Annotated in this window: 24 protein-coding genes; 12 read left to right on the top strand and 12 right to left on the bottom strand. The window is 72.9% G+C overall.

Going from position 1 to position 26,258, the window contains the following annotated elements; translation table 11 throughout:
• The first annotated feature begins 159 nt into the window (after window positions 1-159).
• Window positions 160-1,791 (top strand): FAD-dependent oxidoreductase, encoded by a 1,632-nt coding sequence (locus ACBJ59_RS52765; protein WP_375117547.1) that lies wholly within the window; start codon window positions 160-162, stop codon window positions 1,789-1,791.
• A 109-nt stretch (window positions 1,792-1,900) separates the two neighbouring features.
• Complete coding sequence (locus ACBJ59_RS52760; RefSeq protein WP_375117546.1) at window positions 1,901-2,653, top strand: SDR family NAD(P)-dependent oxidoreductase; 753 nt, start codon at window positions 1,901-1,903, stop codon at window positions 2,651-2,653.
• An 11-nt stretch (window positions 2,654-2,664) separates the two neighbouring features.
• On the opposite strand, the gene ACBJ59_RS52755 is transcribed toward ACBJ59_RS52760, so the two are convergent.
• From ACBJ59_RS52755 to paaZ, 8 genes are all read right to left on the bottom strand, one after another.
• Complete coding sequence (locus ACBJ59_RS52755) at window positions 2,665-3,939, bottom strand: RNA polymerase sigma factor (RefSeq protein ID WP_375117545.1); 1,275 nt, start codon at window positions 3,937-3,939, stop codon at window positions 2,665-2,667.
• Between the two features lie 4 nt (window positions 3,940-3,943).
• On the bottom strand, window positions 3,944-4,309 hold the full coding sequence (locus ACBJ59_RS52750; RefSeq protein WP_364133165.1) for a YciI family protein: 366 nt from the start codon (window positions 4,307-4,309) through the stop codon (window positions 3,944-3,946).
• Between the two features lie 162 nt (window positions 4,310-4,471).
• Entirely contained in the window at window positions 4,472-5,851 is a 1,380-nt protein-coding gene (locus ACBJ59_RS52745) for a dihydrolipoamide acetyltransferase family protein (protein ID WP_375117544.1), read from the bottom strand.
• A complete protein-coding gene (locus tag ACBJ59_RS52740; protein WP_375117643.1) occupies window positions 5,848-6,867 on the bottom strand; it encodes an alpha-ketoacid dehydrogenase subunit beta in 1,020 nt (339 codons plus the stop codon). Before ACBJ59_RS52740 ends, ACBJ59_RS52745 begins: the two co-directional genes overlap by 4 nt.
• 76 nt (window positions 6,868-6,943) lie before the next feature.
• Window positions 6,944-8,041, bottom strand: a complete 1,098-nt coding sequence (gene pdhA / locus ACBJ59_RS52735; RefSeq protein ID WP_375117543.1) for a pyruvate dehydrogenase (acetyl-transferring) E1 component subunit alpha — start codon at window positions 8,039-8,041, stop codon at window positions 6,944-6,946.
• A gap of 190 nt (window positions 8,042-8,231) precedes the next feature.
• On the bottom strand, window positions 8,232-8,741 hold the full coding sequence (locus ACBJ59_RS52730) for an Lrp/AsnC family transcriptional regulator (protein WP_375117542.1): 510 nt from the start codon (window positions 8,739-8,741) through the stop codon (window positions 8,232-8,234).
• A gap of 10 nt (window positions 8,742-8,751) precedes the next feature.
• Complete coding sequence (locus tag ACBJ59_RS52725; RefSeq protein WP_375117541.1) at window positions 8,752-9,261, bottom strand: enoyl-CoA hydratase/isomerase family protein; 510 nt, start codon at window positions 9,259-9,261, stop codon at window positions 8,752-8,754.
• Window positions 9,258-11,297 carry a phenylacetic acid degradation bifunctional protein PaaZ gene (gene paaZ / locus ACBJ59_RS52720; RefSeq protein ID WP_375117540.1) on the bottom strand — a complete coding sequence of 680 codons (2,040 nt, stop codon included), beginning with the start codon at window positions 11,295-11,297 and terminating at the stop codon, window positions 9,258-9,260. The genes ACBJ59_RS52725 and paaZ overlap by 4 nt, the downstream gene beginning before the upstream one ends.
• A gap of 106 nt (window positions 11,298-11,403) precedes the next feature.
• Here paaZ and paaA point away from each other — a divergent pair, with 106 nt between their 5' ends.
• From paaA to ACBJ59_RS52685, 7 genes are all read left to right on the top strand, one after another.
• Complete coding sequence (gene paaA / locus ACBJ59_RS52715) at window positions 11,404-12,366, top strand: 1,2-phenylacetyl-CoA epoxidase subunit PaaA (protein ID WP_375117539.1); 963 nt, start codon at window positions 11,404-11,406, stop codon at window positions 12,364-12,366.
• A complete protein-coding gene (gene paaB / locus ACBJ59_RS52710; RefSeq protein ID WP_364133144.1) occupies window positions 12,363-12,656 on the top strand; it encodes a 1,2-phenylacetyl-CoA epoxidase subunit PaaB in 294 nt (97 codons plus the stop codon). Before paaA ends, paaB begins: the two co-directional genes overlap by 4 nt.
• 15 nt (window positions 12,657-12,671) lie before the next feature.
• Window positions 12,672-13,589, top strand: a complete 918-nt coding sequence (gene paaC, locus ACBJ59_RS52705) for a 1,2-phenylacetyl-CoA epoxidase subunit PaaC (RefSeq protein ID WP_375117538.1) — start codon at window positions 12,672-12,674, stop codon at window positions 13,587-13,589.
• The gene (gene paaD / locus ACBJ59_RS52700) at window positions 13,586-14,149 is read left to right on the top strand and encodes a 1,2-phenylacetyl-CoA epoxidase subunit PaaD (RefSeq protein ID WP_375117537.1); all 564 of its coding nucleotides are present in this window, start codon (window positions 13,586-13,588) and stop codon (window positions 14,147-14,149) included. Before paaC ends, paaD begins: the two co-directional genes overlap by 4 nt.
• A 2-nt stretch (window positions 14,150-14,151) precedes the next feature.
• Window positions 14,152-15,237, top strand: a complete 1,086-nt coding sequence (paaE, locus tag ACBJ59_RS52695; protein WP_375117536.1) for a 1,2-phenylacetyl-CoA epoxidase subunit PaaE — start codon at window positions 14,152-14,154, stop codon at window positions 15,235-15,237.
• Window positions 15,238-15,319: 82 nt separating this feature from the next.
• Window positions 15,320-15,472: a hypothetical protein gene (locus tag ACBJ59_RS52690; protein ID WP_375117535.1), complete on the top strand. Its 153-nt coding sequence runs from the start codon at window positions 15,320-15,322 to the stop codon at window positions 15,470-15,472.
• Entirely contained in the window at window positions 15,469-16,317 is an 849-nt protein-coding gene (locus ACBJ59_RS52685; protein WP_375117534.1) for a 3-hydroxyacyl-CoA dehydrogenase family protein, read from the top strand. Before ACBJ59_RS52690 ends, ACBJ59_RS52685 begins: the two co-directional genes overlap by 4 nt.
• A 47-nt stretch (window positions 16,318-16,364) precedes the next feature.
• Here the strand turns inward: ACBJ59_RS52685 and ACBJ59_RS52680 are convergent, their stop codons facing one another.
• Window positions 16,365-16,994, bottom strand: coding sequence for a TetR/AcrR family transcriptional regulator (locus tag ACBJ59_RS52680; protein ID WP_364133131.1), 630 nt, complete (start codon window positions 16,992-16,994; stop codon window positions 16,365-16,367).
• Window positions 16,995-17,240: 246 nt separating this feature from the next.
• Between ACBJ59_RS52680 and ACBJ59_RS52675 the strand changes: the two genes are divergently transcribed.
• The gene (locus tag ACBJ59_RS52675) at window positions 17,241-18,095 is read left to right on the top strand and encodes an NAD(P)-dependent oxidoreductase (protein WP_375117533.1); all 855 of its coding nucleotides are present in this window, start codon (window positions 17,241-17,243) and stop codon (window positions 18,093-18,095) included.
• 193 nt (window positions 18,096-18,288) lie between these two features.
• On the top strand, window positions 18,289-19,668 hold the full coding sequence (locus tag ACBJ59_RS52670) for an FAD-binding oxidoreductase (protein ID WP_375117532.1): 1,380 nt from the start codon (window positions 18,289-18,291) through the stop codon (window positions 19,666-19,668).
• Between the two features lie 35 nt (window positions 19,669-19,703).
• Here ACBJ59_RS52670 and ACBJ59_RS52665 read toward each other — a convergent pair whose 3' ends face one another.
• From ACBJ59_RS52665 to ACBJ59_RS52655, 3 genes are all read right to left on the bottom strand, one after another.
• The gene (locus ACBJ59_RS52665) at window positions 19,704-20,201 is read right to left on the bottom strand and encodes a flavin reductase family protein (RefSeq protein WP_375117531.1); all 498 of its coding nucleotides are present in this window, start codon (window positions 20,199-20,201) and stop codon (window positions 19,704-19,706) included.
• Entirely contained in the window at window positions 20,198-21,421 is a 1,224-nt protein-coding gene (locus ACBJ59_RS52660) for a styrene monooxygenase/indole monooxygenase family protein (protein WP_375117530.1), read from the bottom strand. Before ACBJ59_RS52660 ends, ACBJ59_RS52665 begins: the two co-directional genes overlap by 4 nt.
• A gap of 102 nt (window positions 21,422-21,523) precedes the next feature.
• On the bottom strand, window positions 21,524-22,507 hold the full coding sequence (locus ACBJ59_RS52655; protein ID WP_375117529.1) for an AraC family transcriptional regulator: 984 nt from the start codon (window positions 22,505-22,507) through the stop codon (window positions 21,524-21,526).
• Between the two features lie 238 nt (window positions 22,508-22,745).
• On the opposite strand from ACBJ59_RS52655, the gene ACBJ59_RS52650 reads away from it, so the two are divergent.
• Complete coding sequence (locus tag ACBJ59_RS52650) at window positions 22,746-26,192, top strand: phosphodiester glycosidase family protein (RefSeq protein ID WP_375117528.1); 3,447 nt, start codon at window positions 22,746-22,748, stop codon at window positions 26,190-26,192.
• Window positions 26,193-26,258 lie beyond the last annotated feature (66 nt).

Genomic DNA, 26,258 nt, shown 5'->3' with positions numbered 1-26,258 from the left:
GACGATAATAGATGAATCGGGCGTGGCGCAATGCCCTCCGGCTCGGGGGCTTCGGGCAACCCGTCCTTATTGACCTGGTGCCCGGTCATCGCACAGACTACAGCGCAACCGGACATACCTGTCCGGTTGCGGAAGAGGTCCGGGCCGAAGGGGACTGCGATGACCGATCCATGGGACAGCACCGTCGACGTGCTCGTCGCGGGCTCCGGCGCGGCGGGACTGAGCGCCGCCATCGCCGCCGCCGACGGCGGGCTGGACGTCCTGGTGGTGGAGAGCACCTCGAAATGGGGCGGCACCACCTCCGTCTCCGGAGGCGGGCTCTGGATGCCGGCCAACCCCCTCATGCTGCGGGACGGCGTCCCCGACTCGGCCGAGGAGGCCCTGCGGTACATGGACGAGGTCATAGCCGAAGCCGGGCCCGCCTCCTCGCCCGAGCGCAGGAAGGCCTTCGTGCGTACGGCCCCCGAGGTCGTGGCCTTCCTCGGCCGCCACGGTGTCCGGTGGCGCCGATCCCCCGACTATCCCGACTACTATCCCGACCGGCCGGGCGGCAAGGTGGGCCGCGCGATCGAGGCCGCCCCGTTCGACACCAGGCTCCTCGGCGACTGGTATGACAAGGCCCGCTCCAAGGAGAGCGGCATCCCGCTGCCGCTCATGACCGACGACGTGTGGCTGCTGTCGCGCGCCTGGTCCACCCCGAGCGGCTTCGTCCGCGGCGCACGCTTCGTCTTCCGCTCGCTCGGCCAGCTCGCCGGCGGCAAGCGCCCGGCGGGCATCGGCGGGGCGCTCGCCGCTTCGCTCATGCACATCGTGCGCAACCAGCAGACCCCGGTCTGGCTGTCGGCGCCGATCGTCGACCTGGTCATCGAGGACGGCGCCGTGGTGGGAGCGGTGGTCGAGCGGGACGGCCGGCCGCGCAGGGTCCGCGCCCGGCGCGGGGTCGTCCTGGCCGCCGGCGGGTTCGCCGGCAACGCCGAGTGGCGCAGCAAGCACCACGGCATCCCCGGCTACTCCTCGGCCCCCGAGGGCGACCTGGGCACGGCCATCGAGGTGGGCGTCCGGGCGGGCGGCGCCCTGGCGCTCATGGACGACGCCTGGTGGGGCGCGTCCCTGGTCGGCCCCGACGGCAAGGCCCGCTTCCTCGTCTCGGAGCGGTCCTTCCCCTTCTCGATCATGGTGGACGCGAACGGCGAGCGCTTCACCAACGAGTCGGCGTCCTACATCGACGTCGGGCACGACATGCTGGCCCACCACGTGCCGGGCCCGATGTGGCTGATCAGCGACGTTCGGCACACGCGGCGCTACCTGAACACCGCCCTGCTCGGGCAGGCCAGGAAGTGGAGCAGGGCCGGGCTCCTCGTCCAGGCTCCCACCCTGGAGTCGCTCGCGGCGAAGATCGGCGTCGACGCCGTACGGCTCGGCGCGGCCGTCAAGCGCTTCAACGGCTTCGCCCGCACCGGCGTCGACGAGGACTTCGGGCGGGGCCGGACCGTCTACGACAACTACTACGGCGACCCCCGGGTCAAGCCCAACCCCAACCTCGCCCCGCTGGAGAAGGGCCCCTTCCGCGCGGTCCGCGTCTATCCGGGTGACCTGGGCACCAAGGGCGGCCTGCTCACCGACGAGCACGCCCGCGTGCTGCGGGAGGACGGCACGGCCATCCCCGGCCTGTACGCCGCGGGCAACACCACCGCCTCGGTCATGGGCCGGACCTACCCGGGCCCCGGCTCCACCATCGGCCCCGCCGTCGTCTTCGGCTACCGCGCCGCCCGGCACGTCGCATCGCGATGACCGCCGGAAGGATCCCCGACCTGGGCCGGGCCACTCATGACACCACCACCGCCCTCCGTCGTCTCCTCCAGATCGGCGGGGCGATCGTTCCGACCGAAAGGACGAACTCTTGACCACGACCTTCGACGACTCCGTCGCCCTCATCACGGGTGCGGGCTCCGGGATCGGCAGGGCGATGGCCGTCGCCTTCGCCAAGGCCGGCGCCCGCGTCGTGACCTGCGACGTCAACGAGGCCAGTGCCCGGGAGACCGCCGCGGCCATCGGGGACGCGGCCCTGCCCCTGGCCGCCGACATCAGCGACGAGGCCTCGGTGTCGGCCCTGGTGGAGGCGGCGATCAGCGCGTACGGGCGGATCGACGTGCTGTGCAACAACGCCGGCATCATGGACACCATGGCCCTGCCCGCCGACATCCCGGTCGAGCAGTGGGAGCGGGTCCTGCGGGTCAACCTGACCGGCACCTTCCTGGTCACCCACGCGGTGCTGCCGCACATGCTGGCCCAGGGCCGGGGCGCGATCGTCAACACCGCCTCCGAGGCCGGCATCCGGGGCGGGGCCGCCGGCGCCGCCTACACCGCCTCCAAGCACGGCGTGGTCGGCCTGACCCGCAGCGTGGCCTGGGCGTACGCCAAGGACGGCATCCGCTGCAACGCCATCCTGCCCGGCCCCACCATGACCAACATCGCCACCGGCGCCTCCTTCGACCCGACCGGCGCCGCCCGCCTCGGCCCCGTCCTCGCCCTCGGCGAGCGCCTGGCCCAGCCCGAGCAGATGGCCGACGCCGCACTCTTCCTCGCCTCCGACGCCGCCTCCTTCATCAACGGCGCGCTCGTGCCCGTGGACGGCGGCTGGTCGGCGGCCTGAAGGCGCGGGGCTCAGGTCCAGTGCGTGCGGACCTCCTCCAGCCGCCTCGCCAGGAAAGCGCGTTCCACCTGGTTGTCGGTCATGGCCAGGGCCTCTTCGTAGGCCGCGGCCGCCTCCTGCCGGCGCCGCAGCCGGCGCAGGAAGTCGGCGCGGGTGGCGCTGAGGTAGCCGTAGGTGGCCAGCGCCGGTTCGTCGAGCAGCGGAGCGAGGGCGGCGAGGCCGGCCTGCGGGCCGTCGCGGAAACCGATCGCGACGGCCCGGTTCAGCTCGACCACCGGGGACGGCCACAGGCGCCGCAGCACGTCGTACAGCCCGACGATCTCCGTCCAGTCGGTGTCTTCCCAGGTCGCGGCCTCGGCGTGGACGGCGGCGATGGCGGCCTGCACGCCGTACCCCGTCTGCGCCTGCCCCAGTGATCGCGCCACCAGCGCGGTGCCCTCGGCGATCAGCCGGGTGTCCCACCGCGTCCGGTCCTGGTCGGCGAGCAGGACGAGTTGCCCGGTGCCGGACAGCCGGGTGTTCCGGCGCGCGTCGGTGAGCAGCATCAGGGCGAGCAGACCGGCGACCTGGCCGTCGCCCGGCAACAGCTGGTACAAGGTGCGGGCGAGGTGGATGGCGCCGTCCACCAGGTCCTGGCGTACGAGCTGGGCGCCGGCCGGTGCGGTGTAGCCGGTGGTGAACACCAGATGCACCACGTCCAGCACCGCGCTGACCCGCTCGGGCAGATCGGTCCGCGCGGGCACCCGGTACGGGATCCGGGCGGCGCTGATCTTCTTCTTGGCCCGCGTGATGCGCGCGGCCATGGCGGACTCCTGGACCAGGAACGCCCGGGCCACCTCGGCCGTGGACAGCCCGCAGACCAACCTCAAGGTCAGCGCCACCTGCGCGTCGCGGGACAACGCCGGGTGGCAGCAGGTGAAGATGAGCCGCAGCCGGTCGTCGTCGACCACCGGCGGGTCTGCATGGTCGTCCGGGCCGGCCACGACGTCGTCCACGACGAGCGAGGGCAGCGCCGACCGGAGCACGGACTCCCGGCGCAGGAGGTCCTTCGCGCGGTTGCGCGCGACCGTGGTCAGCCAGGCGCCCGGCCGGTCCGGAACGCCGGTGGTGGACCAGGTGCGCAGCGCCCGCGCGTACGCGTCCTGCGCGCACTCCTCGGCCACGTCGAGATCGCGCACGACGCGCACCGTCGCGGCGAGCACCCTGGCCCACTCGCGACGGTGCGCCTGCGCGACCGCCTCGTTGACGTCAAGGTCAGCGGCGGGACCGCGCTCGTGTCCGGTCACGCGGTCAGCTCGCCTCTCGGACGGGCCGGATCTCGACCCCGCTGTGCGCTGCGGACACCTCCGGCAACCGCTCCGCCAGCGCGATAGCGGCGTCCAGGTCCGGCGCCTCCACCAGGTAGTAGCCGCCCAGCACCTCCTTGGTCTCCAGGAACGTCCCGTCGGTCGGAGTCGGCCGGCCGCTGACGGTCCCGCGCAGGGAGGTCGCGGTGGTGGACGGCTCCAGCTCGTGGCCGCCGAGGACCGCGTCGCCGGCCGCCGCGACGAAGGCGGCGTGACCCGCGTTCAGGTCCTTGATCTCCTCCGGGGTCCGCGCCTGCCAGAGCTGCTCGTCTCCGTAGATGAGGAGCAGGTATTTCGCCATCTCAGACATCCCATCGCTGTGGGCCCGGTCGGCCCGACTACCCATACGACGAACGAGGCGGTCGCGAATCGATGCGCCTCACCGTATCTCCGCCACCTTTTGTGGCCGCTGACCGGGTCGGGAGTCCTCGGCCGCGGCGATCGACTGCGCGCGGCGACGGCGGCCACCGGGTCAGGCGTCGGCGAGCAGGATCGCGGGGTTCTCCACGCAGTCGGCCACGTGGCGCAGGAATCCGCCGGCGGCGGCGCCGTCGCAGACCCGGTGGTCGAAGGTGAAGGAGAGTTGGGTGATCTTGCGGGCGGTGACGGCGCCGCCGCTCACCCAGGGCCGGTCGATGATGCGGCCGATGCCCAGGAGCGCGGCCTCGGGGTGGTTGATGATCGGGGTGGAGCCGTCCACGCCGAAGACGCCGTAGTTGTTGAGCGTGAACGTGCCCCCGGTCAGCGCCTCGGGCGGCAGCTTGCCCGCCCGGGCCAGGCCGGTGAGCCGGGTCAGCTCGGCGGCGAGCCGGGCGGTCGTCATCAGGTGCGCGTCGTGGACCACCGGGACGACGAGCCCGCGGTCGGTCTGGGCGGCGAAGCCGAGGTTGATGTGCCCGTACCGGACGATCTCGGACCGGTCGGTGTCCACCGTGGAGTTCAGCTCCGGGAAGCGGCGCAGGCCGTCCACGCAGATGCGGGCCAGCAGGGCGAGCAGCCCGATGCCGAGCTCGGGGCGGGACCTGCGCAGGGCGTCCTTGGCCGCGAGCAGGTCGGTGGCGTCCACGTCCACCCAGGTCGTGGCGTCGGGGATCTCGGCGCGGCTGCGGCTCAGCTTCTCGGCCACGGCCCGGCGCAGGCCGCGCAGCGGGATGCGCTCCGCCACCAGCCCCTTCTCCCTCTCCTTCACCACAGGGGGAGAGGTGGCTGGGGTCAGGGTGGCGATGGCCTGTTCGACGTCGCGGCGCAGGATCACGGCGTGGGGGCCGGTGGGGGTGATGTCGGCGAGGTCGATCCCGTGTTCGCGGGCGAGCCTGCGGACCAGCGGGGAGATCACCCGCGGTGCCTGCGGCGCGCTCGCAGGCGCGCTCTTCTTGAGCGGCCGCGAGTCCGCCGTGCGGTCGTCGGCGGGACGGGGGCCGCGGCGGCGGCGCCGGGTGCCCGGAGCGTGGCCGGTTCCGTAACCGATGAGGACGTTCCCGGAGCCGGCCTGCTCCTCCTCCCGGTACCGGGCCGCCGCCGGGTCCTCGGCGTCGTTGCCGTCACCGTTCGGGTCCGCTGCGTTCGGGTCCGCTGCGTTCGGGTCCACGGCATTCGGGTCCGGTGGGCCGACCTCGATGAGGGGCTCGCCCACCGACAGGACGGCGCCGGCCGGGGCGTGCAGCGCCAGCACGGTGCCCGCGTACGGGACCGGCACCTCCACCGCCGCCTTGGCGGTCTCGACCTCCACCACGATCTGGTCGATCTCGACCGTGTCGCCGACGGCGACCTTCCAGTCGACGATCTCGGCCTCGGCCAGTCCCTCGCCGAGGTCGGGCAGGCGGAACACCTGCCGCGCGGCCGTGGCCGTCATGACGCCTCCCCGCTCAGGTGCAGCACGTCGGGCCGGTCGTCGAACTGCAGCCGGTCGACCGCGTCGAGGACCCGGTCGGCGTCCGGCAGGTGCGAGTGCTCGAGTTTCGGCGGCGGGTAGGGGATGTCGAACCCCGTCACGCGCAGCACGGGCGCGGCCAGCGAGTGGAAGCAGCGCTCCTGGACGCGGGCCGCGATCTCGGCGCCCACCCCGGCGAACCCCTGGGCCTCCTGGATCACCACGCACCGTCCCGTCCTGCGTACGGAGGACACGACGGTCTCGTCGTCGAACGGCACGATCGTCCGCAGGTCCACCACCTCCAGGGAGACGCCGTCGGCGGCGGCCGTCCCGGCGGCCTGGAGCGCCACCGGCACGCCGGGGCCGTAGGCGACGAGCGTCGCGTCGCGGCCCGCGCGCCGCACCGCCGCCCGCCCGAACCCGGGGGCGCGCCGTTCCCCGGGGGAGAAGCCGTCCTTGGCCCAGTACAGCCGCTTGGGCTCCATGAAGACGACCGGGTCGGGGTCGGCGATGGCGTCGCGCAGCAGCCAGTACGCGTCCTCGACGGTGGCGGGCGTGACGACCTTCAGGCCCGGCGTGTGCGCGTAGTACGCCTCGCTGGAGTCGCAGTGATGCTCGACCCCGCCGATCCCGCCCGCGTACGGGATGCGGATCACCATCGGCAGCGACACCCGGCCCCGGGTACGGTTGCGCGTCTTGGCCACGTGCGAGGCGATCTGCTCGAAGGCCGGATAGGCGAAGGCGTCGAACTGCATCTCCACCACCGGGCGGAAGCCGCCCATCGCCATGCCCACCGCCAGGCCCACGATCCCGGACTCCGCCAGCGGGGTGTCGAAGCACCGCTCCTCGCCGAACTCCTTGGTCAGCCCGTCGGTGATGCGGAACACCCCGCCCAGGGGGCCGACGTCCTCGCCGAAGACGAGCACCTTCTCGTCCTCGCGCAGCGCGTCGCGCAGGGCGGCGTTCAGCGCCTGCGCCATCGACATCGACATCGACATCGACATGGACGCGGAGGCGGGCCCGGACACCGACACCGACACCGACCTCGACTTCGACTTCGACATCGCGCTCATGTCACTCCTCCGTGGCGGTCAGTTCGGCCGCCAGCAGTTCGCGCTGCTCGCGCAACTGCGGCGTGAGGTCGGCGAAGACGTGGTCGAACAGCTCGAACGGGTCCGTCTCCGGGTCGGCGTTCATGCCGTCGCGGACGCGGGCGGCGAACTCCTCGGCGGCCTCGTGCGCCGCGGCGACGCCCGCCGCGTCGAGCAGCCCCCGGCCGCGCAGGTAGGTCTCCAGCCGGGCCAGCGGGTCGGCGCCCTCCCACCGCTCGACCTCCTCGGCGTCGCGGTACCGGGTGGCGTCGTCGGCGTTGGTGTGCGGTTCCATGCGGTAGGTGTGCGCCTCGACCAGGAACGGGCCGCCTCCCTCGCGGGCGTGCCGTACGGCCTCGGTCAGCACGGACAGCACCGCGACGAGGTCGTTGCCGTCCACCTGCTCGGAGCGCACGCCGTACCCGATGCCCTTGTAGGCGAGCGCGGGCGCGGCGGTCTGCCTGGCCAGCGGCACCGAGATCGCGTACTTGTTGTTCTGCACGAAGAACACGACGGGGGAGTGCAGGACGGCCGCGTAGTTGAGCGCCTCGTGGAAGTCGCCCTCGCTGGTGCCGCCGTCGCCGACGAAGGCCATCACGACCGCGTCCTCGCCCTTGCGGCGCAGCGCCTCGGCCATGCCGACCGCGTGAATGGTCTGGGTGGCCAGCGGCGTGCACTGGGGCGCGACGCGGGTGGCCGCGGGGTCGTAGCCGCAGTGCCAGTCGCCGCGCAGCAGGGTGAGCACCTCGACCGGGTCGAGACCGCGGGCGACCAGGGCCACGCAGTCGCGGTAGGTGGGGAACAGCCAGTCGTCCGCGCGCAGTGCGAGCACGCCGGCGATCTGGCAGGCCTCCTGCCCCCGGCTGGAAGGGTAGACGGCGAGCCTGCCCTGCCTGGTCAGCGCGGTCGCCTGGCGGTCGAAGCGGCGGCCCAGGACCATCCGGCGGTAGCCCTCGGTCAGTTGCTCGTCCGCGGGTGCCCGGTAACCGGCGGGCGGGCCGGCGGCGGTGCCGTCCTCGGCGACGAAGCGCACCGGGACGGGGGCGGGGAGAAGACCGTCGACCACCTGACGATGGGACATGGCGACGCTCGCTTTCTCTGGACGTGCGACAAGAGAAGCGTCCGCGTCATGAACCATCTGTTCAAGACATCAGGCTTGATAGGCGACAGATGGCCGCAAACAGCCTCTACGGCGGCCAAACGTTGATACAACGCGGCGCTCGGTCGGGGCATGCCGGACGTTTTGCCCAGCCTGCCGCTGCGGCTCCGGCTCACTCCCGTCCCCTGCCCCAGTTCGCGCCGGGGCCGCGGGCCTCGTCGAACACCAGCCACGTCCGCGTGGCGCGCACACCGGGGATGTCCTGGATGCGCTCCAGGACCACGTGCCGCAGCGCCGCGTTGTCCGGCGTCCTGACCAGGGCCAGCACGTCGTAGTCGCCGCCGACCATGGCGAAGTGCTCGACGTAGGCGACCTCGCGCAGCCGCGCCGACACCTGCCGCCAGGAGTTCTGCTCGATGGTGATGGAGACGTACGCGCTGGTGCCCAGGCCCGCCTTCGCCGGCGCGATCTCGGCGGTGAAACCGGTGATCACGCCGTCGTCCATGAGCCGGGTCAGGCGGGCATAGGCGCTGGCGCGTGAGATGTGCACGTGCTCGGCCAGGGTCCGCACGGACATGCGGCCGTCGCGCCGCAGCTCGGCGATGATCGCGCGGTCCACCTCGTCCAGCGCGGCGGCGGAGGGCCCCGGCCAGTCCTCGCTCGTGCTCCTGTCCGTTGACATCCGGTCTACCTCATGCCGCTACGGGGATCCGTGTGTCGCTCACCGTGAGCCGGGTCGCCAGCGCCCGCGCCACCTCGCCCACGTCATCCGGCGGCACCACGCGCCCCGAGATCCCCCACTCCACCGCCTGCCGCGCGGCGAGCACCCGCAGGTCGCAGGCCAGTGCCAGGGCCAGCCCGGCGCCCACGCAGGTGCCGTTGACCGCCGCCACGACCGGCTTGTCCATCATGGCCAGCAGCCGGACCACCGGCGCGTAGTCCCCCTCGACGGTGTCGAACGCGTGTGCCGGGTCGGCACGCAGCGCCGCCGCGTGCTCGGCCAGATCCTGACCGGCGCAGAACGCGCCACCCGCACCGGTCAGCAGCACCGCCCGGACGGATCCGTCGGCGGCGACGTCCTCCAGCGCGCCGCGCAGCGCCGTCTTGGTCTTGCCGTCCAGCGCGTCGCGGCGCTCGGGACGGTTCAGCGTCACGACGGCCACGGCGCCGTCGCGCTCGACGAGGACCGCGGCCCCGTTCACGGGGCGTCCCAGGTCTTGGCCACCAGGGTCAGGACGTCATAGGTGGCGACCGCCTTGCCCTCCTGGTTGGTGACGACGGCGTCCCAGCGGACCTCGCCGTAGTCGGCCCCGCTGCGCGGCGTGATCTGCTTGACGGTCAGCGTCACGGCGATGGCGTCGCCCGCCTTGACCGGGGTGAGGAAACGCAGGGTGTCCACGCCGAAGTTCGCCAGCACGGGCCCCGGGGCCGGATCCACGAACAGCCCGGCGGCCAGCGAGACGACCAGGTAGCCGTGGGCCACGATGCCGCCGAACAGCGGGTTGCGCGCGGCCGCTTCGGGGTCGGTGTGGGCGTAGAAGGTGTCACCGGTGAACTCGGCGAAGTGCTCGATGTCGGCGAGCGAGACCGTGCGCGGCGCCGAGGCGATCGTGTCGCCGATCCGCAGGTCGGCCAGCGACTTGCGGAAGGGGTGCACGCCGGACTCGGCGCGGGCGGCGCCGGTCGTCCAGCGTCCGGTGACGGCGGTCAGCAGGTCGGGCGAGGCCTGCACGGCGGTGCGCTGCATGTGGTGCAGCACGCCGCGTACCCCGCCCAGCTCCTCGCCGCCGCCGGCCCGCCCGGGGCCGCCGTGCACGAGGACGGGCAGCGGCGAGCCGTGCCCGGTGGACTCCTTGGCGTCGTCCCTGTCCAGGACGAGGACCCGGCCGTGCCACGGCGCGAGCCCGAGCACGACGGACCGGGCGACGTCCGGGTCGTGGGTGGCGACCGAGGCGACCAGGCTGCCCCTGCCGCGCGCGGCCAGGGCGACCGCCTCGTCCAGGCCGTCATAGGCGAGCACGGTGCTGACCGGGCCGAACGGCTCGACGTCGTGCGGCTCGGTGGCGCCGGGCCGCGCCAGGAGCACGAGCGGGGTCATGAACGCGCCGCGCGTGGCGTCCCCGTCCAGCAGGGCGTCGCCCGCGGGGTCGCCGACCACCACGTCTGCGCTCGCGCGCAGCGCCTCGACGGCCTTGCGCACCTCCTCGCGCTGCCCGAGGCCGGCCAGCGCGCCCATCCGCACGTCGGGGTTGCGCGGGTCGCCGACGCTCACGTTCGCCAGGCGCTCGGCCAGCGCCTCCACCACCTGGCCGGCCAGCGCGCCGGGTACGAGCACCCGGCGGATGGCCGTGCACTTCTGCCCGGCCTTGACCGTCATCTCGGTGACGACGCCCTTGACGAACAGGTCGAACTCCGGATCGTCGGCCCGCACGTCGGGGCCGAGGATCGAGCAGTTGAGGGAGTCGGCCTCGACCCCGAGGACGACGCCGCCGTCCAGCACGTTCGGGTGACGGCGCAGGATCCCCGCGGTGTGCGCCGAGCCGGTGAAGGCCACGGAGTCCTGCACGGTCAGCTCGTCGAGCAGCCCGCCCGCGCCGCCCGCGACGAGCTGGAGCGTGCCCTCGGGCAGGATCTGGGACTCCACGATCAGCCGCACGGCCAGCTCGGTGAGGTAGGCGGTCTGGCTGCCGGGCTTGACGATCGAGGGCAGCCCGGCGAGGAAGGCCGGGGCGAGCTTCTCCAGCATGCCCCAGACGGGGAAGTTGAAGGCGTTGATCTGCACCGCCACGCCCGGCCGGGACGTGTAGACGTGCTGGCCGACGAACGTGCCGCCCTTGCCCAGCCGCTCCAGGCCGCCGTCCAGGACGATCGTGTCGTTGGGCAGCTCGCGCACGCCCTTGCTCGCGTAGCTGAACAGGGTGCCGATGCCGCCGTCCACGTCGATGGCGGTGTCGCGGGAGGTGGCGCCGGTGCGTACGGACAGCGCGTACAACTCCTCCTTGCGCTCGGACAGGTGCTTGGCCAGCGCCTTGAGCAGCGCGGCCCGTTCGTGGAACGTCAGGGACCGCAGCGCCGGTCCACCGGTGCCGCGGGCGTGGCGGACCATCGCGGCGACGTCCAGCCCCCGGCTGGAGATGCGCGCGACCTCCTCACCCGTGGCCGCGTCGAGCAGCGGTTCCCCGTCGTCGGACGCGCGGAACCATCGTCCGGCGGCATAGCTCTCCAGCAGCGTGCTCACACTGTCTCCTCTCCGCGGGCGTGACCTGTTGCGCGGGCACCCCTCCCTGTGCGACCTTATTACTGACCGAGCGATAAGTAAATGAGCTCGAGGTGTCGGAGGAAAGATGACGACCACCCCAGCGGCACCGGACCTGGAGGCCCGGCTGCAGGCCGGGTTCGACGCGACGATCGCCCGCCACGACCGCATCGAGCCCCGGGACTGGATGCCGGACGCCTACCGCAGGACGCTCGTCCGCCAGATCGCCCAGCACGCCCACTCCGAGATCATCGGCATGCAGCCCGAGGGCAACTGGATCGGCCGCGCGCCGTCCCTGCGCCGCAAGGCGATCCTGCTGGCCAAGGTGCAGGACGAGGCAGGACACGGGCTCTACCTGTACTCCGCGTGCGAAACCTTGGGCGTCTCCCGAGCCGAGCTGACCGACCTGCTGCTCAGCGGCCGGCAGAAATACTCCTCGATCTTCAACTACCCGACACTGTCCTACGCCGACGTCGGCACCATCGGCTGGCTCGTGGACGGCGCCGCCATCTGCAACCAGGTGCCGCTCTGCCGCACCTCCTACGGCCCCTACGGCCGGGCCATGATCCGCATCTGCAAGGAGGAGTCCTTCCACCAGCGGCAGGGCTACGAGCTGCTGATGACGATGATGCGCGGCACCGACGCCCAGCGCGCCATGGTGCAGGAGTCGGTCGACCGGTTCTGGTGGCCCTCGCTGATGATGTTCGGCCCGCCGGACTCGCAGTCGCCCAACAGCGAGCGGTCCATGGCGTGGGGCATCAAGCGCAACTCCAACGACGAGCTGCGCCAGAAGTTCGTCGACATGACGGTTCCGCAGGCCGAGGCGCTCGGCGTGAGGCTGCCCGACCCCGGCCTGCGCTGGAACGAGGAGCGCGGCCACTACGACTTCGGCGAGCCCGACTGGCGGGAGCTCGCCGCCGTCATCCGGGGCGACGGGCCGTGCAACGCGCAGCGCCTGGCCCACCGCCGGGCCGCGCACGACGACGGCGCCTGGGTACGCGAGGCCGCCACCGCCTTCGCCGACCGCACCGCGCAGGAGGGCTCCCGATGAGCGCCGACCGGCGGGAATGGCCGCTGTACGAGGTGTTCGTCCGGGGCAAGCGCGGCCTCAACCACGTACACGTCGGGTCGCTGCACGCCCCGGACGACGCGATGGCCCTGCGGCACGCCCGCGACGTCTACACCCGGCGCAACGAGGGCGTCAGCATCTGGGTCGTGCGGGCCGACGCCATCACCGCCTCCAGCCCGGACGAGAAGGACCCGCTGTTCGCGCCGAACGGCGACAAGGTCTACCGGCACCCGACGTTCTACGAGATCCCCGACGACGTCCCGCACATGTGAGGAACCGGCACCATCATGAGCGACGAATCCGGCAGCGTCTTCGACGGCCTGCTCGGCGGTGACTCGTCCCAGTGGGCCTTCGGCACCGACTTCGAGGACCCGCTGGCCGGCGTCGACGCCACGACGCCCGACGGCGTGGACCCCGCCGAGCTGGCCGCGTACTGCCTCATGCTCGGCGACGACGCCCTGATCATGTCGCAGCGCCTGTCGGAGTGGTGCAGCCGCGCCCCCGACCTCGAAGAGGACATCGCGCTCGCGAACATGGCCCTCGACCTGCTCGGGCAGGCGCGCCTGCTCCTGGCGCGGGCGGCCGCCGCCGACCCGGGCGTCGTGCCCGCGCTGCCCGAGGGCTCCCCGGTGCCGCCCGAGGACGCGCTCGCCTTCTTCCGCGACGACCGCGACTTCCGCAACGTGCGCCTGGCCGAGGTGGCCAACGGCGACTTCGCGCACGTCGTGGTCCGCCTGCTGCTGTTCTCGGCGGCCCGGCTCGCGCTGCTGGAACGGCTGCGCGCCAGCCGTGACCACGTGCTGGCCGCCGTGGCCGCCAAGGGCGTCAAGGAGGTCGCCTACCACCGTGACTGGGCCGGGCGCTGGTTCCGCACGCTCGCGCTCGGCACCGAGGAGTCCCACCGCAGGCTCCTGGCCGCCCTCGACGCCCTGTGGCCGTTGCAGGCGGAGCTGGTCGCCCCGCACCCCCTCGAACGTTCCCTGGACCGGGCCGGGGTCGGCGTGGACCCCGCGTCCCTGCGCGAGGAGGTGGACGCCGTCCTCGACCAGGTGTTCGCCGTCAGCGGCGTCACCCGCCCCGAGCGGGGGCCGCTGGCGGGCGTCGGCGGCCGGACGGGCCGCGACGGCGTGCACACCGAGGTCTTCAGCCGGCTGCTCGCCGAGATGCAGGTGGTCGCCCGCGCCCACCCGAGCGGGCGCTGGTGAACGCCCGGCGCCACCCGGCCGACGGCCGGGCACGCGAGCGGGGGACGGCGGACGCCGGGCGCCGGGCCGCCGAGGTCGCCGGGCAGGTGCGCGACCCCGAGATGCCGATGCTCACCCTCGCCGACCTCGGCGTGCTGCGCGGCGTCGAGGTGACACGGGACGCCGGCGGCGCCGAGGTCGTCATCGCCTCGATCACCCCCACCTACACCGGCTGCCCGGCCATGGCCACCATGCGCGACGACCTCGTCCACCGGCTCAACGACGCCGGGTTCGACCGCGTGGAGGTGCGGATCGTGCTCGACCCGCCGTGGTCCACCGACTGGATCTCCGAACGCGGCCGGGCCGCCCTGCGCGCCGCCGGGCTGTCGGCCCCCGGCCCGGCCCCCCGGCGCGCCGGACCGGTCCCGCTCACGCTCGGCCCGGCCCGCCCCGCGCCGCCATGCCCGCGCTGCGGCTCGGCCGCCACCCGGCTCACCTCCGAGTTCGGCGCCACCGCCTGCAAGGCCCTCTACCGCTGCACCGGCTGCCTCGAACCGTTCGAGCACGTCAAGGAGATCTGACCATGACCACGCTCGCGCCCGCGCCGTCCAGGGCCGCGGTCTTCCATCCGCTGACCGTGGCGGCGGTGGACCGGCTGTGCGAGGACGCCGCCGCGATCACGTTCGCCGTCCCCGGCGAGCTGCGTGCCGCGTACGCCTTCCGGGCCGGGCAGTCGCTCACCCTGCGCCGCGTCATCGACGGGCGCGAGCACCGCCGCTCCTACTCGATCTGCGCCCCCGTGGGTGCCGCGCCGCGCATCGGCGTCCGCGAGATCCCCGGCGGCCTGTTCTCCTCCTGGCTGGTCCGCGAGGTGACGCCGGGCACCCGGATCGAGGTCCAGCCGCCCACCGGCTCCTGGCAGGCCGACCCGGAGCCGGGGGAGCGGCACCTGTGCGTCGCCGCCGGCTCGGGCATCACCCCAATGCTGTCGGTCGCCTCGACGGTGCTCACCCACCCCGGCGCGCAGGTCTCGCTCCTGTACGGCAACCGCACCAGCCGTACCGTCATGTTCACCGAGGAGCTCGGCGACCTGAAGAACCGCTACGGCCCCCGGTTCCAGGTCGTGCACACGCTCTCGCGCGAGCCGCGCGACGTCGAGCTGCTGTCCGGCCGGCTCGACGGCGACCGGCTGCGCCGCCTGCTCACCAGCCTCGTCCCCGCCGAGGTGTTCGACCACGTCTGGCTGTGCGGGCCGCTGCAGATGATCGAGGAGGCGCGGCCCGTGCTCGCCGAGCTCGGCGTCGCCGCCGGACGCGTACACGTCGAGCTGTTCTACGCCGACGCCCCGCCGCCCCCGCCGAGGCGGACCGAGGGCGGGCTCCCGCCCGGCGCCACCACCGAGCTGACCACCGTCCTCGACGGCCTGCGCACGACCTCGACGGTCTCCCGGGAGTCGACCCTCCTCGACGGCGCCCAGGCCACCCGCGCCGACCTGCCGTTCGCCTGCAAGGGCGGCGTCTGCGGCACCTGCAGGGCCGTCGTGCGCGCGGGCGAGGTCGACATGCGCCGCAACTACGCCCTCGAACCGTCCGAGGTGGCCGCCGGGTTCGTGCTCACCTGCCAGACGTACCCGGCCGGCGAGAACGTCACCGTCGACTACGACGCCTGAACCACCGCACCCTCGAAGACAGGAGCTGCCACGTGCCCGGATCCTTCGTCGTCTCCGCCGTCCGGACGCCGGCGGAGCGCCCATGAGGCTGATGAAGGCCGTCTTCCCCGCCCCACGGGACGCGCATCCGTTCATCGACGACGTGGCGCAGGCGGTCCTGTTCGAGACCGAGGACAAACACGCACGCATGACGGCGTTCCTGGACCGCCGTAACCGGAAAGGACCCACGTCATGAACGCTGACCTGCCCCGCATCGTGGGCGTCTACGGCGGCGGCCGGATGGGCGCCGGGATCGCGCACGCCTTCCTCGTCGCGGGCAGCTCCGTGGTCGTCGTCGAGAACGACGACGAGACGGCCGCCGCCGCGCGCGCCCGCGTGGACGGCAGCCTGGCCAAGGCCGCCGAGAAGGGCACGCTCGGCGAACCGCCCGGCACGGCCCTGTCCCGGCTGCGGACCACGACCGATCCCGCCGGCCTGGCCGGCTGCGAGCTCGTCATCGAGGCCGTGCCGGAGGACGCCGCGCTGAAGGCCGAGGTGCTGGCCGTCGCCGAGAAGCGGGCCCCCGGCGCGGTGCTCGCCACGAACACCAGCAGCCTGTCCCTGGCCGGGCTCGCCGCCGGCCTGGCCGCGCCCGGCCGCTTCCTCGGCCTGCACTTCTTCAACCCCGTCCCCGTGAGCGACCTCGTCGAGATCGTCGCCGCGCCCGCCACTGAGCCCGCCCTCCTGACCCAGGCCCGGAGCTGGGTGACCGCCCTCGGCAAGACGCCCATCACCGTGACCGACTCGCCGGGCTTCGCCAGCAGCCGGCTCGGGGTGTGCCTGGCGCTGGAGGCGATGCGCATGCTCGAAGAGGGGGTGGCGAGCGCGGCCGACATCGACACCGCGATGACCCTCGGCTACCGGCACCCGGCCGGGCCGCTGCGCACCACCGACATCGTGGGCCTCGACGTGCGCCTGGCCATCGCCGAGCACCTGGCCCGCGAACTCGGGCCCCGCTTCGAGCCGCCGCGCATCCTGCGCGACCTGGTCGCGGCCGGGCACCTCGGGCGCAAGACGGGGCAGGGCTTCTACACCTGGTGACCCCGCCCGCTCACCACGGTCGGGGGGCAGGGGCCGCCGGCCGCGGCTCACGCCTCGTGCTTGGCCAGGCCGTCGAAGGCGATGGCGGTGATCGCGTCGGCGACCATCGCCAGATCGTACGCGCCGTCCGGCCGGTACCACTCGACCAGCGAGTTCACCATGCCGAACAGCAGCCGGCTCACCAGCGCCGGCGGCACGCTGTCGCGCAGCGCGCCCTCCGCGACGGCGTCCGCCACGAGCGCGGCCAGCCGGTCGTCGAGCCAGCGCCGCCGCTCCAGCGCCGCCAGCTCGACCTCGCTGTTGCCGCGCACCCGCAGCAGGAGCGTGACGGACGGCTGGTGCGCCACCAGCACCTCCACGCTGCGCCGCAGCACCTCGCGCAGCCGCTCGTAGGCGCTGACGCCGGCCTGGTCGCGCGACGCCTGGGTCACGACGGCGGTCAGCTCGTCGAGCGCGTCGTCCAGCGCCTGGCCGAGCAGTTGCTCCTTGCTGGTGACGTGATGGTAGATGGCCGGCTTGGTCAGCCCCAGCTCCTTGGCCAGGTCACCCATGCTGGTGGCGTCGTAGCCGCGGCGGTTGAACATCTCGATCGCGGCGCGCAGGATCGCGGACTGGTCATAGCCGGGTCGGCCCCGCCGGCGGCGTGGGGCCGGTTCGGCATGCTCAGTCGTGGTCACAAATGCAGCATCTCACGCGCCGCACGGCACCTGTGGTGGGGGCCGCACGAGCAGGGGGGCGCGCCTCCGTTGCCGTTTGCATGATCGGTCTTTGCCTCCATGACCGCGGCGCGCAGGCCGCCGAGGGGAAGTCCCTGAGGGGGAGGCCGTCATGGAGAAGGTACGGCTGGGTCGTACGGAGCTGTGCTTGACCCGGCATCATGGCCGCCGCCGTGCCGTGCAGGGACCCGTACCGGAGGGAATGTGATGACCACTGTCGCAGTGCTCGGCACCGGGCTGATGGGGGCGGCGATGGCCCGGCGCATGGCCGGGCAGGGCCTGGACGTGCGCGCCTGGAACAGGTCCGCGGACAAGGTCCGGGCACTCGCGCCCTGGGACGTGACCGCGGCGGACAGCGTGGAGGAGGCCGTACGCGACGCCGACGCCGTCCTCACCACGCTGCCGACCGGCGACGTGGTCGCCTCGCTGGCGGCCCGGTTCCTGCCCGCCATGGCCGCCGAGGCCGTCTGGCTGCAGATGAGCACGGTGGGTGGCACGTGGGCCGAGCGGCTGCTCCGGCAGGCCACCGAGGCCGGGCGGCGCATGATCGACAGCCCCGTGTCCGGCAGCAGCGAACCGGCCGCGCACGGCACCCTGACACTGATCGTCTCCGGTGACAAGGAGGCGCTCGACCACGCCCGGCCGGTGCTCGATGTGCTCGGCTCGCACACCGTCCACGTGGGCACCGGGGCGCAGGCCTCCCGGGTGAAGCTGATCGTCAACAGCTGGATGACGGCGTCGGTGGTGGCCATGGCCGACACCCTGCTCGCCTGCGAGCAGTTGCGCGTGGATCCCTCCCTGGTGCTGCAGGTGCTGGACGACGGCCCGCTCCGCATGCCGTACGCGATGCAGAAGGCCGAGGAGATCCGCGCCCGCGCCTACCCGGCCGGATTCCCGCTCGAACTCGCGCTCAAGGACCTGGGGCTGCTCGCCGACGAGCGCGACCGGCAACCTCGGCTGCCCGGCGTCCTGCGTGACACGCTGCGGCGGGCGGTCGAATCGGGCCACGGCCGCGAGGACATCGCCGCCGTCGCCGAATCCATGAAGCGGGACACCGCCTGACACGCCCACGCCGCAAGGAGACCCCGGACGGAACTCGCCCGTCCGCCGGCCTCCGGTCGCTCGCGGGGTCCTCCGATGACCGATGCCCGGTGAAATGCCCGCTTGATGCCCTGGCGCGGCGGACCCCGGCTGTGGATAGTGAGTGCGCACCCCACGCACGACCGGAGGGTCCATGGGTACGAGTCGCACGGACGTGGCGGAACTCGAGAGAGGCTTCGCGGGGCAGGTGCTGCTGCCCGGCGACGAGGGTTATGACAGGCACCGGAGCGTGTGGAACGCGATGGTCGACCGGCGTCCGGCGGTCATCGCCCGCTGCACCGGCCGCGGCGACGTCGCCACCGCGGTGCGCTTCGGGCGCGCCCGGGGCCTCGAGATCGGGGTGCTCTGCGGCGGGCACAGCATCCTCGGGCTTCCGGTGACCGACGGCGGCCTGCTGGTCGACCTGTCGCCCATGGACGCCGTACGCGTGGATCCGGTGGGCCGCCGCGCATGGGTGCAGGGTGGGGCGCTGCTCGGCGCCCTGGACCGCGCGACCCAGCCGTACGGCCTGGCCACCACGGCGGGGAACGTGTCCCACACCGGCGTGGGCGGGCTGACACTCGGCGGCGGGATGGGCTGGCTGGCCAGGGCGTACGGCCTGTCGTGCGACAACGTGACGTCCTTCGAGATGGTGACCGCCGACGGCGACGTGGTGCGCGCGGACGCCAAGGAGAACGCCGACCTGTACTGGGGGCTGCGCGGTGGCGGCGGCAACTTCGGCGTGGTGACGGAGTTCGAGTTCCGCCTGCACCAGGTCGGTACCCGGTCGCTCCTGGTGGACCTGTACTTCCTGCCTGAGGACGCGGCGGCGGTGCTGAGCGGATGGCGCGAGCTGATCGGCGACGCGCCGCGCCGCGCCACCCTGACCGCGTGGGTCGGCACCACGGACGACTGGCCGCACTTACCGCCCGCGCTGCACGGCCGGCCGCTGGCCGGCGTGGGGTACGTCTGGGTGGGCGACCCGGACGAGGGACGCCGCCTGCTGCCGGCACTGCGTGACCTGGGATCCCCGGTCGCCGAACGCGTCCGGGAGCTGTCCTATCTCGACCTCCAGACGATGGACGACAGCGCCGAGGGCCACACGCGGCGCCGGTACTGGAAGGGCCACTACTTCCGCGAGTTCCCCGACGACGCCGTCCGCGCCTTCCTGGCCCGCGGCGCCGCCGACGCGCCCTGTCTGCCCTCGGCCGGCCTGCAGTCGTACGGCGGCGCGATCGCGGACGTGGCCGACGACGAGACGGCCTTCAGCCACCGCGGCACGCTCGTCGAGTTCGTCGCGGCGGCGCGCTGGTCCGATCCCGCCGAGGATGCGGAACGCATCGCCGCCGCGCGACGGTACGCGGCGTCACTGGAGCCCTTCGCCGCCGGCGCCTACGTCAACGCCCTGACCGACGAGGGCGAGACGGGCGTGCGGCGCGCGTACCCCGAGGAGAAGCTGGCCCGGCTGACGGCGCTCAAGGACCGGTACGACCCCGGCAACGTCTTCCACCTCAACCACAACATCCCGCCGACGTCACGGGGCCGGGCGTACTGACCGCGGACGTCCGGGCACGGGACGGCTCCAGGTCTTCAGACGCGGCTGGCCACGCGGCTCCCGCCGCTGGTCAGCTCGGACCAGAACTGCCGGTAGCGGCCGGAGTGGAAGACGAGCGGCTCCCCTTCGGCCCGCTGGTAGCGCTCCACCGCCCCGACGACGATGTGGTGGTCGCCGCCGTCGTGGACGCGCTCCGTACGGCAGACGAAACTGGCCAGCGTCCCGGCGAGTATCGGCAGGGGCGTGCCGAGCAGCTCCACCCCGGCGAACTTGTCGGCCGCGGGCGTGGCGAAGCGCCGGGACAGGTGGTCCTGGTCGGCGGCGAGGACGTTGACGGCGAACCGCCCGGCCCGCAGGAAGAGCGGCGCGCTGGGCGCCCGGTTCGACAGGCAGAACAGCACCAGCGGCGGATCGAGCGAGACCGAGGTGAAGGAGTTGACGGTCACGCCGGCCCGCTCCCCGTCGGCGGTCACCGTCGTGATCACCGCCACCCCGGTCGCGAACTGCCCGAAGGCCTCACGGAGCGATCTCATGCCGCGACCCTGCTCAGGTAGGTCTCGGCCCGGCCGGCGTCCATGAACCAGTCGGCGTAGTCGGCCGGGTCGTCGAAGCCGTTGACGAATCGGGAGGCGATCTCCGGATGCTGTCCGGCGGCGCCCAGGAGCGCCAGGTGGTGGGGTTCGGCCGGGGCCAGCAGGGCGTTGGTCCAGTTCGTGACGTGCTGGGCCTGGGCCCAGAAGAGGTCGAAGGTGCGCCGCATCCAGTCCGCGTCGAACGGCTGCCCGCCCCGTTCCACGATGGCCCGCAGGTAGGTGGCGGCGCACTTGGCGGCGTTGTTGCTGCCCTGCCCGGTGATCGGGTCGTTGAGCACCACGACGTCGGCGACGCCGAGCACCGGCGCGCCGGAGGGCAGAACGGCGACGGGGCGGCGGACCGTGGGGGCGAAGCGGCCGGTCAGGACCGCGTTGGCGTCGGTGAGCTCGATCCCGGCGCAGCGCTCGGCCTCCCACGGGAAGAAGGTCTCCAGGATCCGGCGGCTGCGCGCGAGATGCTCGGCGGGGCCGCGCACGTCGGCCCAGCAGTCCATGGGACCGCCCGGCACGCCCTCGAACACCATGATCTCGCAGGGGCCGGTGTGCGTGAGCGCGGGGAAGACGAAGTACTCGCCCACGCCGGGGAGCAGGTTGAAGCAGACCGCCGAGTGATCGGGGCGGGGGGCCAGGCCGTTGACGTAGGTGACCGCGAGCGCGCGCTGCGGGGCGGTGTACGGGGAGCGTGCGGGGTCCCGCTCGAAGAGGGAGGCGATCTGTCCCTTCCCGGCGGCGACCAGCACCAGGTCGTACCGGGCGGCGTAGCTCTCCAGGTCCTCGGGGGTGGCGTCGTGCAGGACGAGCTTGCCGCCGAGCCGCTCGAACTCGCCCAGCCAGGCCGGCATCTTCAGCCGCTGGTCGACCGAGCGGGCCGGGACGTCCAGCCGCGCCGCCCAGTCGAGGGCCTTGCCGCCCTCCGGGCTCGGCACCGTGAGCGCGATGCCCTCGATGGGCGGGCAGACGCCGGCCCACCAGTCCAGGCCGAGCTCGCGCTCGTGGGCCTGGGCGGTGCCGAACATGGCCTGGCCGGACATCACCCGGCCGTCGCGGATGGACTCGGGGGTGCGATTGGAGATCACGGTGACGTCGTAGCCGTGCTGGAGCAGGCCGATGGCCAGGTGCAGGCCGGCCTGGCCGGCACCGACGATGAGGATGTCGCGCATGGTGGTGTGTCCCTTGTGTGTCAGGAGTGGAGGTTCTGATCGGCGCCTGACAAGAAAGGTACGGTCGGCGCGCCCGCCCGAGCCATCCGCTGAGCGCGGATCTCATCCACCTGACGCGGAACCCCTGCGCAACGTCTTCGACGGCGGCTGCCCGTACCTCTCGCGGTACTGGGCGGCGAAACGTCCCTGGTGCAGGAAGCCCCATCGGGCGGCCACCGTGGTCACCGTGGCCCTGGCGGGGTCGGCCGTCCTGAGCTCGTCGTGCACCCGCGCCAGCCGTACCTGCCTGAGGTGGGCCATCGGGGTCAGCCCGAGATGCGCGCGGAAACCCTCCTGGAGGGAGCGGCTGCTGACCGCGACGGCGCCGGCGATGTCGGTGGTGGTGAGCGGCAGGTGGGCGTGCCCCTCGATGAACTCCATCGCCCGCCGCACGACCTTCGGCAGCGCGGGCGGCCTGGGCGCCGTCAGCCGCTCCTGGTAGTTGGACGGCTGCATGGTCAGCAGCAGGGTGATCAGCGCGTTCTCCAGGTGCGTGATGGCCAGCGGGTGGCCGGCCAGCCCGTCGTCGCGCTCGGCCTCCCTGACGAGCAGGTCGGCCATGTCCCGCCAGGACCGGGTCCAGCCCGTCGTCAGGTCCATGCCGAGGTCGAAGACGATCGGCTCGTCGAGCTGTTCGCCGAGCATCTGCTCCAGCGAGCGCTCGATCGAGGCGCGCTCGAACTTGACCAGCAGCTGGGGGCAGCCGGCGGCCCAGCGCATGTCGAGGTGGCGGGTCGGCGAGGGCAGCGAGGCCAGCGACGGGGTGGAGACGATCTCCTTGTCACCGGCGCGGATCAGGCTGCGCCCGGCGAGCGGGAACATGGCCAGGAAGAACGTGTCGAGGTCGCCTGGTTCGATGCGCACGTCGGCCCCGTAGTCGAGGTAACTGATGCGGACCGAGCCGAGCTGGACGGAGTTGAACCGGGCCGACAGCAGGTCCGCGTCCCCGGCCAGGTCGAGCCGGTGCGGGCAGAACACCTTGGCGACCTCGCCGCGGACCTCGTCGAGATCGGAGCTGGCGAAGACAGCACGGTTGCTGAGGAGCACACCAGATGATCGTCGTTCCCGATCTCGGCGTTCCACGTAAAAGGACGCACAGCGGAGCGCCCCGCCTCTTCCGGCAGGGTTCATCGCGTGCTCGTGGTGCCGTCATCCGCGCGTCTCGGACGATCTCTTCAATCGTGTGCTGCCCTTGATCGAACTGGGGGGCAGGCGGGGGCGTTGCCTCCGCATCATCCTTTGACCCGAGGTTCCCATGAAATTGATGGTCTTGAACCATCGTCATATGACGCCACTGATCGTGGCGCTCGCCGCGGCGACCACGCTGGCGGCATTACCTGCCGCCGCGTACGCGGACGACAGCCGGCCCGCGCCGGTCACCGGCGGAATTCCGTTGATCGACACGGCCGAGCGGATCGGTCCGGGGATCGACCTGCAGCACGTGAAGGCGCTCGACCAGAAGGGCTGGTACGACGCGCACTTCCTGACCGTGGACCTGTCCAACAACGCGGTCGGCACGGACCTGCTGACCGCCGGACCGGTCGCGTTCGGCGGGCCGCTCAGCGTGGCCGCCAACAAGGCCGGCGCCGTCGCGGGCGTCAACGGCGAGTTCTTCGACATCGGCAACTCCAACGCGGCGCTCGGCGGCGAGGTCCAGAACGGGCAGCTCCGCAAGACCGCCGACATCGGCGGCCGCCAGCACGTCGGCGTCGGCGGCGACGGCATCGCCCGGCTCGTGGACCTCACGGTCGACGCGACCGCGAACTTCGCGGGCGCGGACCACCGGGTCCTGTCGATCAACGCGGCGAACGGCGGCGGGGTCCCCGCGGACGGCCTGATCGCGTTCACCTCCGCGTGGGGCGACTACAGCCGCAACCGCGGCCTGGGGGGCGTGGGCACCGACCGGATCGCCGAGGTGCTGGTCGAGAACGGCTCCGTCGTGTCGGTCACGCCGAACGGTCCCGCGGGCTCGGGCACGATCCCGGACGGCGGCTTCGTGCTCGTCGGGCGCGACGCCGCGGCGGTCGCGATCCGCGCGCTGCGGCCCGGCGACCCGGTGGCGCTCGACTACGAGCTCGCCGACGACGTCGCCAAGCAGATGAAGTTCGCGCTCGGCCACGGCGGCACCATCGTCTCCGGCGGCCAGGCCGTCGCCGGCCTCGACCCCTCGATCGCCCCGCGCACCGCGCTCGGCTTCAAGGACGGCGGCCGCACGCTCGTGCTCGCCACCTGGGACGGCCCGGGCGGCACCGGCAAGGGCGGCGTCGGGATCGACAAGGAAGCGCGTGACCTCGTCGCGATGGGCGTGGAGACCGCGGTCAACCTCGACGGCGGCGGCTCGACCACGATGGTCGCCCGCGCGCTCGGCGAGGACGGCGCGACCGTCCGCAACGTCCCGTCCGACGGCCGCGAGCGCAACGACCCGAACGGCGTGGGGGTGTTCGTCGCGAAGGGCGACGGCAGGCTGCACGAGCTCCTCGTCAAGCCCGCGCCGGGTGCGGCGTCGGCCGACGGTGGCGTGAAGGTCTTCCCTGGGCTGCACCGTACGCTCGTCGCGGAGGGCGTCGACGACCACCAGACGCCGGTGGAGGTCGACCCGAAGTCCGTGCGGTGGTCCGCTCGGGGAGCGTCCGTCAGCGGCGGCACGCTCGCGGCCCCGGCCAAGCCGCAGGGCTCCATCAAGGTCGAGGCGCGGGTGGGCCATCAGAAGGCGCGCGCGGAGGTCACCGTCCTCAACCCGGTCGACAGCGTCGAGCTGTCGTCCCAGCGCCTGTCGATCGCCGACGCGACCCCGGCCAACGCGGTCACCGTCTCCGTGACCGGCCGCGACGACCAGGGCTACACGGCCCCGATCGACCCGCGGGACCTCTCGCTCGACTACGACCGCGGCGTCGTCGACATCCAGCCGGTGGACGGCAAGCTGAAGATCACCCCGCTCGCCGCCGCGGGCACGATCCTCACGGTCTCCGCCGGCGGCAGGTCGGTCCAGCTGCCGATCTCGGTCGGCGTCCAGACCACGACGGTCTACGACTTCGACGACGACGTGCTCGCCCGCTGGCGCAACAACAGCACCGCGGCCACGACGTTCTCGGCGGACCCCGACGGGCTGCGGGTCGACTTCACCGCGATGCGCAACGTGGGCATCGCGGCGGTGTCGGCGGCCCGGCGCGTCCCGGTGCCCGGCCAGCCGCTGCGCCTGCGGACGCGGATCAGGTCGAGCATCAGCGTGCCGAACGGCCTGACGTACCTGGCCTACTACGACGCGAACGGCAAGAGCGCCGGTGTCTACGGCACCGCCCTGACCGCGAGCGACGACTGGCAGTACGCGACGTTCACGCTGCCGGCGAGCGCGGCGTTCCCGATCTCGATCTCGGGCTTCCAGGGCATCAACACGAGCGTCGCCCAGCAGAAGGCGGGCACGTTCGTCCTGGACCGCATCGAGGCCGACGTCCCGACGCCGATCGACTTGCCCGCCCAGCCCGACCTGCGGCCCGACCCGCTCGTCTCCGACGACGGCACGCTGCTCCAGGGCCACGGCACCTGGCAGTTCGCCACGCTGTCGGACGTGCAGTTCACCGCCGACAACCCGGCGCTGTCCCAGGTCGCCACGGCCGCCATCAAGCGGATCCGCCAGACCAGGCCGGACCTGATCGTCCTCAACGGTGACATCACCGACCGTGGCCTGCCGCAGGACCTCGCGCTTGCCCGCCAGGTGCTCACCGACGCCGGGTGCGGCCTCGTCCCGGTCGGCCAGGAGCCGCCGGAGGACAGCACGCCGGACCCGAAGGCGGGCTCGATCCCGTGCTACTACGTGCCGGGCAACCACGAGTCCTACGGTCTCAACAACACCCAGTCCGACCTGACGAACTTCAGCAACGAGTTCGGTCAGCCGTACCGGACGTTCGACCACAAGGGCACCCGGTTCATCCTGCTCGCCAGCTCCCTCGGGTCGCTGCGCGGGACGGCGTGGGACCAGCTCCCGATGGTCCAGCAAGCGCTTGCCGACGCCAAGAAGGACCGGTCGGTACGCAACGTCCTGGTGTTCGCCCATCACCCGGTGGACGACCCCGCCGAGGCGAAGTCCAGCCAGCTCGGCGACCGCGACGAGGTCGCGCTCATCGAGAACCTGCTCACGGACTTCCGTGGCTCCTCGGGCAAGGGCGCCGCGATGGTCGGCTCCCACGCCCAGATCGCCGACGTCCACCGCCTGGAGGGCGTCCCGTACATGGTGCTGCCGTCGTCCGGCAAGAACCCGTACGGCACGCCGGACCGCGGCGGTTTCACCGGGTGGGTCGACTGGTCTGTGGACCCGCGGCGGAACGCGGACCAGCAGTGGCTCGAGGCGGAGGTGCGCGCCTTCGCGCAGTCCATCACGCTCAACGCCCCGGACTCGGTCGAGGTGAGCGGGACGGCGCAGCTCTCGGGCAGCATCGTGCAGCCGGAGGGCGTGTCGGCGGGCACGCGTGTGGTGCCGCTGCGGTATCCGATGTCGGTCGACTGGAGCGGCTCGTCCAACCTGGCGATCGGCAGCGGGAAGGCGGCCGTCGACGCGGCCCGCCGCAAGGGCAAGGTCGCGATCCTCGACCCCCGGACCCGCACGCTCACCGCACTGAACCGTGGCACGGTGACCGTTTCGGTGACGAACGAGTCGATGCGCGCCTACACCGACGACAGCTCGCTCGCGCCGGTCACGACCTCGAAGACCATCCAGGTCGTACGCGGCGGGAAGTGACCGTCACCGGCACCGGCGCCTCGCCGGGACACGCCGACGGGGGCGGAACCGAGCGGTTTTGATAAC

The sequence above is a fragment of the Nonomuraea sp. MTCD27 genome, from assembly GCF_041950495.1.
Lineage (GTDB): Bacteria > Actinomycetota > Actinomycetes > Streptosporangiales > Streptosporangiaceae > Nonomuraea.
Note: the sequence above shows the minus strand (reverse complement) of the source record. Positions and strands in the feature narration are given on the sequence as shown.

Bases quoted from the DNA above. Each gene is read 5' to 3' on its own strand.
- paaE (WP_375117536.1), top strand. From the start codon at position 14,152: ATGACCACGCTCGCGCCCGCGCCGTCCAGGGCCGCGGTCTTCCATCCG.
- pdhA (WP_375117543.1), bottom strand. From the start codon at position 8,041: ATGTCCCATCGTCAGGTGGTCGACGGTCTTCTCCCCGCCCCCGTCCCG.
- ACBJ59_RS52665 (WP_375117531.1), bottom strand. From the start codon at position 20,201: ATGAGATCGCTCCGTGAGGCCTTCGGGCAGTTCGCGACCGGGGTGGCG.
- paaC (WP_375117538.1), top strand. From the start codon at position 12,672: ATGAGCGACGAATCCGGCAGCGTCTTCGACGGCCTGCTCGGCGGTGAC.
- ACBJ59_RS52750 (WP_364133165.1), bottom strand. From the start codon at position 4,309: ATGTCTGAGATGGCGAAATACCTGCTCCTCATCTACGGAGACGAGCAG.
- ACBJ59_RS52650 (WP_375117528.1), top strand. From the start codon at position 22,746: ATGACGCCACTGATCGTGGCGCTCGCCGCGGCGACCACGCTGGCGGCA.
- ACBJ59_RS52745 (WP_375117544.1), bottom strand. From the start codon at position 5,851: ATGACGGCCACGGCCGCGCGGCAGGTGTTCCGCCTGCCCGACCTCGGC.
- ACBJ59_RS52675 (WP_375117533.1), top strand. From the start codon at position 17,241: ATGACCACTGTCGCAGTGCTCGGCACCGGGCTGATGGGGGCGGCGATG.
- ACBJ59_RS52765 (WP_375117547.1), top strand. From the start codon at position 160: ATGACCGATCCATGGGACAGCACCGTCGACGTGCTCGTCGCGGGCTCC.
- paaA (WP_375117539.1), top strand. From the start codon at position 11,404: ATGACGACCACCCCAGCGGCACCGGACCTGGAGGCCCGGCTGCAGGCC.
- paaB (WP_364133144.1), top strand. From the start codon at position 12,363: ATGAGCGCCGACCGGCGGGAATGGCCGCTGTACGAGGTGTTCGTCCGG.
- ACBJ59_RS52730 (WP_375117542.1), bottom strand. From the start codon at position 8,741: ATGTCAACGGACAGGAGCACGAGCGAGGACTGGCCGGGGCCCTCCGCC.
- ACBJ59_RS52660 (WP_375117530.1), bottom strand. From the start codon at position 21,421: ATGCGCGACATCCTCATCGTCGGTGCCGGCCAGGCCGGCCTGCACCTG.
- ACBJ59_RS52740 (WP_375117643.1), bottom strand. From the start codon at position 6,867: ATGTCGATGTCGATGTCGATGGCGCAGGCGCTGAACGCCGCCCTGCGC.
- ACBJ59_RS52685 (WP_375117534.1), top strand. From the start codon at position 15,469: ATGAACGCTGACCTGCCCCGCATCGTGGGCGTCTACGGCGGCGGCCGG.
- ACBJ59_RS52690 (WP_375117535.1), top strand. From the start codon at position 15,320: ATGAGGCTGATGAAGGCCGTCTTCCCCGCCCCACGGGACGCGCATCCG.